General features: G+C 48.2%; 8 protein-coding genes. All 8 read left to right on the top strand.

The annotated features are described in order from the left end of the window. Nucleotides 1-304, top strand: a 304-nt coding sequence (locus AC1DUA_RS14675; protein WP_477500474.1) for a hypothetical protein, incomplete at its 5' end; no start/stop codon positions are given. 82 nt (nucleotides 305-386) lie between these two features. Next, entirely contained in the window at nucleotides 387-1,343 is a 957-nt protein-coding gene (gene uvsE / locus AC1DUA_RS14680) for a UV DNA damage repair endonuclease UvsE (RefSeq protein WP_477500475.1), read from the top strand. 100 nt (nucleotides 1,344-1,443) lie between these two features. Continuing rightward, the gene (gene fabI / locus AC1DUA_RS14685; RefSeq protein ID WP_127455090.1) at nucleotides 1,444-2,214 is read left to right on the top strand and encodes an enoyl-ACP reductase FabI; all 771 of its coding nucleotides are present in this window, start codon (nucleotides 1,444-1,446) and stop codon (nucleotides 2,212-2,214) included. Between the two features lie 213 nt (nucleotides 2,215-2,427). Then, nucleotides 2,428-3,288, top strand: coding sequence for an inositol monophosphatase family protein (locus AC1DUA_RS14690; protein ID WP_477500476.1), 861 nt, complete (start codon nucleotides 2,428-2,430; stop codon nucleotides 3,286-3,288). Between the two features lie 172 nt (nucleotides 3,289-3,460). Further along, complete coding sequence (locus tag AC1DUA_RS14695; RefSeq protein WP_477500477.1) at nucleotides 3,461-4,438, top strand: sugar kinase; 978 nt, start codon at nucleotides 3,461-3,463, stop codon at nucleotides 4,436-4,438. 32 nt (nucleotides 4,439-4,470) lie between these two features. Further along, complete coding sequence (locus AC1DUA_RS14700; RefSeq protein WP_477500478.1) at nucleotides 4,471-5,133, top strand: bifunctional 2-keto-4-hydroxyglutarate aldolase/2-keto-3-deoxy-6-phosphogluconate aldolase; 663 nt, start codon at nucleotides 4,471-4,473, stop codon at nucleotides 5,131-5,133. Between the two features lie 4 nt (nucleotides 5,134-5,137). After that, on the top strand, nucleotides 5,138-6,025 hold the full coding sequence (locus AC1DUA_RS14705) for a DinB family protein (RefSeq protein ID WP_477500479.1): 888 nt from the start codon (nucleotides 5,138-5,140) through the stop codon (nucleotides 6,023-6,025). Between the two features lie 215 nt (nucleotides 6,026-6,240). Then, nucleotides 6,241-7,644, top strand: a 1,404-nt coding sequence (helD, locus tag AC1DUA_RS14710; RefSeq protein WP_477500480.1) for an RNA polymerase recycling motor HelD, incomplete at its 3' end; no start/stop codon positions are given.

Raw genomic sequence — 7,644 nt, forward strand, 5'->3', positions numbered from 1 at the left:
GAATAGGATGAAATTTAAATTTACCGCCTATTGGCTATTCAATATCGTGCTCTGCATACCGACGCCTTATGTGCTTATTTATATGATTTTCGGCTTCTACGGCTTCATGGTCCCTTCTTCAATCGATCAAAAGTACTCAGCGTCAGGGGTATTGCTCCTGTACCTCCTCATATGGTTGTTTGGCAATTTGCTAACTCTGCGAAAAGAAGACCGTGCCACTAGACTTGGCATGCTGGCCTTAAGTCCGTTACCAATAGCAATAACGGCTTATTGCGGTTTTAAAATCATTGCTGCACTTTCCTAGCCGCTCTAGTGAATGTGGCGAGTGGAAAAAGGGTAACCTAACACAGGATTTTGACCTGAACTTTCTTGGGGGTTACATGTGCATGATTATTCGCCTTGGGTATGTGGCGATGTCGGCGGTTGTCAAAAATGCATCGCCGTCCAAAACAATGACAGTCACGAGCTTCAGCAAGCTGCTGGACCGGGAGGCTGCCATCCGGAAGCTGGAACGCTTGGGTGTGGAAAACTTGCATAATACATTGAGATTGCTGCGGCATAACCGAGCTCACGATATCATGGTGTTCCGCTTCTCCTCCAGATTCATCCCTCTTATCGGGCATGAAATGTTAGGGGACTGGGACCCCATCCCCACGCTTTCAGCGGAATTCGAGGAGCTTGGCGCTTATGCCAAGCAAGCGGGTATGCGCGTCAGCTTTCATCCAGACCACTTCACTGTCCTGAGCACTCCCAAAGATGACGTGCTGCAGAAGTCCATACTGGATCTGGAACGGCATAACGCGATGCTTAATGCGATGGGACTTGGCCCGGAGGCCATGTGCAACATTCATGTAGGCGGTTCGTATGGGGATAAAAAGAAGGCGGCAAAGCGATTTATCCACAACTTTTCCACGCTGCGCCCTGAGATTCAGAAGCGGATTACCTTAGAGAACGACGATAAAACATTCAATGCGCTAGAGACGTTGGAAATTGCTGAAACTGTAGGAGTCCCAATGGTTCTGGATATTCATCATCATGCGGTGAACAACGAGGGAGAAGAAGCCGCTGAACTGTGGCCGCGTATTCAACAAACCTGGTCAAACGAGGTGCCGCCGAAGATTCACGTCTCAAGCCCCAAAAGCGAGACGGAGCCGAGAAGCCATGCCGATTATGTGGAAGTTGAGCCCCTTCTTGTTTTTCTTCGTGCAATTGCCCCTATTACCCCAAGGCTAGACATCATGATTGAAGCGAAGATGAAGGATGAGGCGCTTTTTCGTCTGATGGAGGATTTTAAGCTCCAGGAAGGAGTCGTTATCCTCGATCAAGCCTCGATCCAGCTGTAACGGCCCAGATTTATTTCTTGAAATGTTTGGCAAAATGGGGTACTTTGGAGAATGGGTATGAATGACGCATAATCCAATGTTGAGAGGGGTTTTTCCGGCCATGAGTCAACTGTTAACAGGAAAAAATATACTTGTCATGGGTGTTGCCAATGATCGCAGCATCGCATGGGCTATTGCTCAATCCTTAGCAGCACAAGGAGCAAATCTGGTCTTTACGTTCGAAAATGAGCGTGTTGAGGAACGCGTGCGCAAGCTTGCTGATACGATTCCAGGTTCAACGCTTATGCCTTGTAATGTAACGGTAGACGCTGAAATTGATACGTTAGCTGATACGCTTAAAGCGAAGTTCGGTGTCGTACATGGCCTTGTACATAGTATTGCTTTTGCAAGAACGGAAGAATTAGACGGATTGTTCGTCGACACTTCGCGTGACGGCTTTGCCTTAGCGCATGACATCAGTGCTTATTCCCTTGTTGCCGTTTCCAAACGCATTTATCCGCTGATGACAGAAGGCGGCAGCATTATGACAATGACCTACCTTGGCGCAGAGCGCGCAATGAAAAACTACAACGTCATGGGCGTTGCCAAAGCTGCATTGGAAGCTTCCGTGCGCTACCTGGCGGCTGACCTCGGCCAATTCGGCATTCGCGTGAATGGTATTTCCGCTGGTCCGATTCGTACCTTGGCTGCCAAAGGGATCAAAGATTTCAACTCGATTCTGCGTCAAGTAGAAGAGAAGGCTCCGCTGCGCAAAACAACGGAAACTGCAGAAGTTGGCGATACAGCGATGTTCTTGATGAGCAACCTGTCCCGCGGCATTACGGGTGAAGTAATTTATGTTGACGGTGGTTACCACATCGTTGGAATTTAAGCTATTTTAATGTCGTATGACTTCCCAGAAAACCGTATTGCCTACGCGGCAGTATGGTTTTTTATTTGTAAATATCTGAAAATCTCCTTTTTTTATTAATAAATGTATAAATGTACGAATATTTTGGGATGAAACGCACTAGTATTTAAAACGTATAATTTACTATACTTAACTTACTTCTAAATCTAAATAAAAAAGAAAGAGTTGATATAAGTGGTAAATGGTGGGGCGGAGCCGTTCGTCATCGGCAGTAAGAGTTTTACGGCAGTGGCTATCAATACGGCTGCCAAGGCTGGGCAATGGATCAAGAGCAAAATGGGCGAAATCAGCCGTGTTGATACGAAATTTTCTCCGCAGGATCTGGTGACCGAAGTGGATAAAGGGTCGGAAAAGCTGATTCGCAACTTGATCATGACGCATTTCCCGGATCATTCCATTCTCGGTGAAGAAGGGGTGGAGCCTGGTCCGGAAGCATCGGCCAAAGCGCTTCAAGCCATGAGCGACGAAGAATACTTGTGGATTGTGGATCCTATTGATGGAACTACGAACTTTGTTCACGGGTTCCCGTTCTTCTCTGTTTCGATTGCACTTGCTCACAAGGGTGAGATCATTGTTGGTGTCGTTTATGACCCATCTCGTGACGAGCTGTTCGTTGCAGAGAAAGGGAAAGGTGCTTATATGCACGGCAAAAAGACTGTCGTATCGCTAGATGGGCAACTGTCCAACAGTCTGGTTGCAACAGGTCTTCCAGCGGACCGCAATGGTGCATTACCGATTAACCTGAAAGGTATTCAGGCGCTATCTCCAAAAGTACGCAACCTTCGAATTGCAGGCTCAGCCGCGCTTCACTTGGCTTATGTAGCCTCAGGACGTCTGAGCGGCTTCTGGGAAATTGGTCTGAACGCTTGGGATATTGCAGCGGGTGCATTGCTGATCCAAGAGTCAGGCGGTAAGGTGACCGACACCGAAGGCAGACCTTACAGTTTGGCGGTTCGCAACATACTAGCCACCAACGGTGAAATTCATGATGAATTGCAGCAAGAGTTGATTAAAGCCGAAGCTACCGGATTTTAGCTGTAAGATAAGGCAGATGAAACCTGAGACAAAAGTCTGAGGTTTTTTCTCCTTCTGAGCTTACCTTCTAATCTTACTATCTGGTACAAACGATCGTTATACACTATAATATGAGATATATGTATTATTTAAACGTTTCAACTAACGATCAGGAAATGGATGGAGAACTCATATGACGACGAATACACAATCGCAAGCGGTTACCGGACCTGACATTATTACCTTTGGCGAAACAATGGCGCTGCTGATGCCTTCTAACGGGAAAGGACTGGAGTACTCGTCTGAGCTGCACAGCTTATTTGGCGGTGCGGAAAGCAACGTGGCAATCGGAATATCCCGCCTTGGAGGGAAAGTAGGCTGGTTTGGACGTTTAGGCAAGGACCCTATGGGCCGTTTGATTTTCAAAAAAATCCGTGGAGAAGGTGTCGATGTTTCCCGTGCTGAACTGACGGCAGAAGCACCGACAGGGCTTATGATGCGCGAAATGATCATGGGCAAAACTTCCGTTTACTACTATCGCAAAAACTCAGCAGCAAGCCAGATGAGCGTTAAGCATTTGGACGAAGGCTATATTGCAGGGGCAAAAATCCTTCATATCACTGGCATTACACCGGCGCTCAGCGAGTCTTGCAAAGAGGCGGCGTTTGAAGCAGTTCGTTTGGCCCGTAAGCATGGCGTCAAAGTTAGTTTCGATCCCAACCTGAGGTTGAAACTTTGGGGGATAGAGGAAGCGCGTCCTGTGCTGCTTGAGCTTGCCAGGCTGTCGGATATTTTCTTGCCAGGCCTCGATGAACTGAAGCTGCTCTACCAGACGGATGACTGGGATGTCATTGTGAGCAAGCTGCGTGAATTGTCCGCTGTTTCCATCGTCAAAGGCGGCGAGAACGAAACCTATGTCGTAACACAAGATACGATCACAGCGGTTCCTTATTTCAAAGCGGAGCAAGTGGTGGATACGGTTGGCGCAGGTGATGGTTTTTGTGCGGGATTTTTGGTAGGCTTGTCCAAAGAGTACGATTACGCGGAAGCGGTGCYTATTGGTAATCTGGTCGGCTCCTTGATTGTTCAAACCGAAGGAGATTGGGAAGGCGCTCCAACTTGGGAGCAAGTAGACGCAATTCTTAACGATGTTAAACATATAGAACGCTAATTCTATGCTTGCAAAAGAAGGGGAAGATTCCATTGAAAAAATTGAAACTTGTTCAGCAAATATCTAGTGAAGGCGTCGTTGCCGTACTGCGTGGCGAAACGCCGGAAGAAGTCGTTGAAATGGCGGATCAAGYCATTGCCGGCGGCATTAAAGTCATCGAAGTCACGATGACGGTGCCATTTGCGCTGCGCGCAATCGAGGAGCTAGCGAAGCGCTACTCAAGCCAGGCGCAGGACGCTTCCAAGTACGCGATTATCGGGGTGGGCACAGCCCTGGACCCGGAGACAGCGCGTGCAGCGATCCTGAGCGGTGCCGAGTTCGTCGTCGGCCCGTCGCTTAACCCGAACACGGTTGCACTCTGCAACCGCTACCGTGTGCCTGTCATGCCTGGCTGCATGACGATTCAAGAGATTCAGACGGCGCTGGAGCTTGGCGTCGATATCGTGAAGCTCTTCCCCGGCAATCTCTACTCGCCGGCGATGATTAAGGCCATTAAAGGTCCGCTGCCGCAGGCGAACATTATGCCAACCGGCGGGGTATCGCTAAGCAACCTCGGTGAATGGATTGAGGCCGGCGCCGTTGCTGTCGGCATTGGTTCGGATTTGACCAGCGAAGCAGTCAAAACAGGTAATTACAGCCTCGTTGCCAAGCGGGCTGCGCAATATATCGAGGCCTATCGAGCGGCCAAGAAGTAGAACGATGGAACATAACAAGGCGAAGCTGCTTTTGCAGGTAGATGATCTTCAGGCGTCGATTGCCTTTTATACGAAACAACTGGGCTGGGAGCTGCTCCAAAGAGCCGCTTCCGGTCTTGTTGCAATGCTGCGAATCRCGACAGACTATGACGCCGTGTTGATACAGCAGCAAAAAGAACCGTCTGCTCAGTTAGTAACGGAAGAGCAAACAGAGCTGATTGGAAGCTGGCTGCAAAGCAAGCGCACCTCGCCCAAAAAAGGAGATCTCATCTACGTTGGCGTAGCTTCGGTGAATGCTGAGGAGCTTAACCTGCAAGCCAGGGGCTGCAAGGAGCTGCGAAAAGAAGAGAATCCAGGTCATATTCGTAAGCTATTTGTGCGTGACATCGACGGATATACGTTTGTGTACTGGGAGGAGTTGCCGGCTACCCATACTGAGATTGTACAGATGTATGCAGCGGGTGCTGACGAATTAGAAAGCACAATAGCGGGATTGACGGAGGAGCAGCTTAGTCTGGCGCAAGCCCCAGGCAAATGGTCTATTCGCGAGCAAGTCCTGCATCTGATCGACTTAGAGCTGGTTACGCTGCATAAAGTGAAATTCGCATTGGCGGAGTCAGGGCGGTCTTTCCAAGGCAACAGCTTTTCGCAGGATGATTGGAGCACAGGACTGGATTATCGGAATCGACCGATTCATGCAGAAGTACAGCTGTTCAGGGCTGCGAGGCAGCATATTCTTGGATTATGCGTGCACTTGCCGAATGCGCTTGGGAGGACTGTTACTACGAAAGACCGTGAAGAGTCCGTAGCACAATTGCTCAAAATGATGGCAGGTCACGTCAAACATCATATCCGAGCAGTGAACCAAATTCGTGAATTGCACGGCTGTTGAGTCTTCAGGAGATAGAATGTTGAAACTAAGAAAGAATGCCAGAAAACCCCAGGTCAAAGACCTAGGGTTTTTATTGATTTTTGGAGAGTTAATTGTTAAAATAAAGATTGATTCAAATATTTTGCATTATAAACATTTTTATCCTAATTTAATTATAGCACCAAAACAACCCCCATGTCAAATCGTTATAAAATGGTAAGAAAAGAGGCGTTGGAATGAGTCTGACAGATCAAGCAAGGGCAGCGGAAAAGCAAAGAGTGCAGGAAGTAACAGAGCAGATAGCCGTCAAAATCACAGAGTTGGAAGAGCAAGTTGGCCAGGTCCAATCTGATGTCGTTGAGATTCGTAAGCATTATTGGGACGAAGTCACGATGGATATGAGTACAGCGGAAGATGCGGTAGAATCCATCGCGAGCATGAGACAGCAATCCGAAGTGCTATCTGAGCGGGAACGAACGCAGCGCCAGGCAACTAGAACCTTAGGCAAGCTGAGAAGGCTTGTCCACTCCCCTTATTTTGGCCGGATCGATTTCATTGAACGTGGTGAACGGGAAGTAGAGGCTGTCTATCTGGGTATTGCGTCTTTTCTGGATGAGGAAGCAGGTCAGTATCTTATCTACGATTGGAGGGCTCCAATCTCCAGCCTTTATTACGATTTTGCTCCGGGAGAAGTCGCATTTACTACACCTAATGGCGCGGTAGAGGGTCAAATGGTTCTGAAGCGTCAATTCGTCATTCGCGATCGTCTTATTCATCTTATGTTCGATACTGGCGTGACAATCGGTGATGAACTGCTGAAGCAAGTGCTCAGCCGAAGTTCGGATGCGCAAATGAAGACGATCGTAGCGACCATTCAAAAAGAGCAAAACCGCATCATCCGCAACGACAGCGCCCATATGTTGATCGTGCAGGGTGCCGCAGGCAGCGGCAAAACGTCAGCCGCATTGCAGAGAGTGGCTTACCTCCTATATAAGCACCGGGATAAGCTGAGTTCGGATCAGATGGTTTTGTTTTCGCCTAATCCGCTTTTTAATCATTATGTGTCCACGGTGCTGCCCGAGCTAGGCGAAGAAAATATGCAGCAAACGACCTACCAAGCCTATTTGGAACATCGTTTGGGCGGCATGTTTGAGGTTGAGGACTCTTTTACACAATTGGAATATGTATTGATGAGGGGCAGGCTTGAGGATGTGTCCGAGAGAACGCCAGCGACTGAAGAAGCTTATGAGGCTCGCTTGAGCGGAATTTATTATAAATCTTCAACTGCTTTTCTTGCCGTAATAGAGGCTTATAAGAAGCAGCTTGAGCAAGTGGGAATGTTATTTAACCCTATAAAGTTTCGTGATAAAGAGGTACTTGGCGCGGCTCGTTTGGTGGAGCACTTTTACAGCTATGATACCGCCATTAGGCTCCCTAATCGCTTAGAGCTGATGAAAGAATGGATTTTGGAGCAGCTGGAGCTTTTTGCAAAGCTTGAAATCGAGGAAGCCTGGGTGGATGAAGAGATCGAACTTCTCAGTAGTGATGAGTACCATCGTGCCTACATCAAGCTGCGCAAAATGGAAGAGGGACTTGATTCATCTTTCGATGATTATGAGCAAGAAAGGCATATGCTCGCT

The organism is Paenibacillus sp. 01T422, assembly GCF_056398785.1.